Below are 2,500 nucleotides of genomic sequence, written 5' to 3'. Positions count from 1 at the left end.
GGGTTCGCTTTAAACCCCTATGGATTCAGGGTCTAATACCTTCATCTGACCCTCCGTAATGCAACATCACTGTTTCCAATGACGTCACAATACAAAGGATCGAAGGTGGGTTTCCCCATTCGGAGATCTTTGGATCAAAGCTCGTTCGCAGCTCCCCAAAGCATATCGCAGCGTACCACGTCCTTCATCGCCTCTCAGCGCCAAGGCATCCACCAGATGCTCTTACGACACTTGATTACTCTCATGATCGATGTCCGCTCGGCAGAGCCGGACATGATCCAAGAAAGACCCGTCTTCGGATTTCTCCAAAGACGTCTATTTTGCTTGCCAAGCATATCCGGCGCTCACGGCTGCGGGCCGTGGCTGGTTCGCAGGACTAGGTTGCCTGCTTGCCGAATATGCTGCCTCTTTACGATTTCAAACATCCGCGCTCTCACCCCAAAGGGGAGAACACGAACCTCAATGACACCGGATATGGTCTAATGACCTGATCAAAGGATCTTGGTGGAGCCTGTCGGGATCGAACCGACGACCTGAAGCTTGCAAAGCTACCGCTCTCCCAGCTGAGCTAAGGCCCCAATCAAGATAATGGTGGGCCTGGGACGACTCGAACGTCCGACCTCACCCTTATCAGGGGTGCGCTCTAACCACCTGAGCTACAGGCCCGAACCGACATCCCAGATCACTCACGTGACCCGATCACTGTATCCGGAGAAGAAAGAGAAACGAAGACGGCAGCGTCCCGCATAGCGAGCTCTGACTGAGCTCTTTTGTTCTGAAGAGATCCGATAAAACAACCGAAGTTGTCTTGAGGGATCATCCTTAGAAAGGAGGTGATCCAGCCGCAGGTTCCCCTACGGCTACCTTGTTACGACTTCACCCCAGTCGCTGACCCTACCGTGGTCGCCTGCCTCCTTGCGGTTGGCGCAGCGCCGTCGGGTAAGACCAACTCCCATGGTGTGACGGGCGGTGTGTACAAGGCCCGGGAACGTATTCACCGTGGCGTTCTGATCCACGATTACTAGCGATTCCACCTTCATGCACTCGAGTTGCAGAGTGCAATCCGAACTGAGACGGCTTTTTGGGATTAGCACACCCTCGCGGGTTAGCTGCCCATTGTCACCGCCATTGTAGCACGTGTGTAGCCCAGCCCGTAAGGGCCATGAGGACTTGACGTCATCCCCACCTTCCTCGCGGCTTATCACCGGCAGTCCCCCTAGAGTGCCCAACTGAATGATGGCAACTAGGGGCGAGGGTTGCGCTCGTTGCGGGACTTAACCCAACATCTCACGACACGAGCTGACGACAGCCATGCAGCACCTGTGTTCCCGCCAGCCGAACTGAAGGAAGCTGTCTCCAGCAACCATACGGGACATGTCAAAGGCTGGTAAGGTTCTGCGCGTTGCTTCGAATTAAACCACATGCTCCACCGCTTGTGCGGGCCCCCGTCAATTCCTTTGAGTTTTAATCTTGCGACCGTACTCCCCAGGCGGAATGCTTAAAGCGTTAGCTGCGCCACTGAGCAGCAAGCTGCCCAACGGCTGGCATTCATCGTTTACGGCGTGGACTACCAGGGTATCTAATCCTGTTTGCTCCCCACGCTTTCGCGCCTCAGCGTCAGAACCGGACCAGTAAGCCGCCTTCGCCACTGGTGTTCTTGCGAATATCTACGAATTTCACCTCTACACTCGCAGTTCCACTTACCTCTTCCGGTCTCAAGCCAGACAGTATCGAAGGCAATTCTGTGGTTGAGCCACAGGCTTTCACCCCCGACTTATCAAGCCGCCTACGCGCCCTTTACGCCCAGTGATTCCGAACAACGCTAGCCCCCTTCGTATTACCGCGGCTGCTGGCACGAAGTTAGCCGGGGCTTCTTCTGCGGGTACCGTCATTATCGTCCCCGCCGAAAGAGCTTTACAACCCTAAGGCCTTCATCACTCACGCGGCATGGCTGGATCAGGCTTGCGCCCATTGTCCAATATTCCCCACTGCTGCCTCCCGTAGGAGTTTGGGCCGTGTCTCAGTCCCAATGTGGCTGATCATCCTCTCAGACCAGCTACTGATCGTCGCCTTGGTGAGCCTTTACCTCACCAACTAGCTAATCAGACGCGGGCCGATCCTTCAGCGATAAATCTTTCTGCTCTCGCACGTATCCGGTATTAGCCCAAGTTTCCCTGGGTTATTCCGAACTGAAGGGCACGTTCCCACGCGTTACTCACCCGTCTGCCACTCACCCCGAAGGATGCGTTCGACTTGCATGTGTTAAGCCTGCCGCCAGCGTTCGTTCTGAGCCAGGATCAAACTCTCAAGTTGAAGAATTTGATCTGACTGTCACTACACTTAAATTGACAGAGTCCATCTCACTCCAATCTTGCGATCGAAGCGGTGTACTCACCAAAGCATAGATCCGGTCAATGTCTTCTCGACCATCCAACAGGATGATCCGCAAGGACACCGCCGCCTACGCTTCTCTTTCTTTCTTCACTTGTCAAAGAGCAAA

The 2,500-nt window shown here is 54.6% G+C and carries 2 tRNA genes and 2 rRNA genes (1 of these 4 cut by a window edge); all 4 read right to left on the bottom strand.

Going from position 1 to position 2,500, the window contains the following annotated elements:
• Positions 1 to 237, bottom strand: a 23S ribosomal RNA gene (locus tag MJ639_RS17710); it reaches 2,571 nt to the left of the window's first position.
• A 265-nt stretch (positions 238 to 502) separates the two neighbouring features.
• A tRNA-Ala gene (locus MJ639_RS17705) sits at positions 503 to 578 on the bottom strand.
• Between the two features lie 11 nt (positions 579 to 589).
• Positions 590 to 666 (bottom strand) — tRNA-Ile (locus tag MJ639_RS17700).
• A gap of 160 nt (positions 667 to 826) precedes the next feature.
• Positions 827 to 2,313, bottom strand: a 16S ribosomal RNA gene (locus tag MJ639_RS17695).
• The 16S and 23S rRNA genes sit together here with 2 tRNA genes alongside, the layout of an rRNA operon.
• Positions 2,314 to 2,500: the final 187 nt, after the last annotated feature.

The sequence above is a fragment of the Microvirga solisilvae genome, assembly GCF_022808595.1.
Lineage (GTDB): Bacteria > Pseudomonadota > Alphaproteobacteria > Rhizobiales > Beijerinckiaceae > Microvirga > Microvirga solisilvae.
Note: the sequence above shows the minus strand (reverse complement) of the source record. Positions and strands in the feature narration are given on the sequence as shown.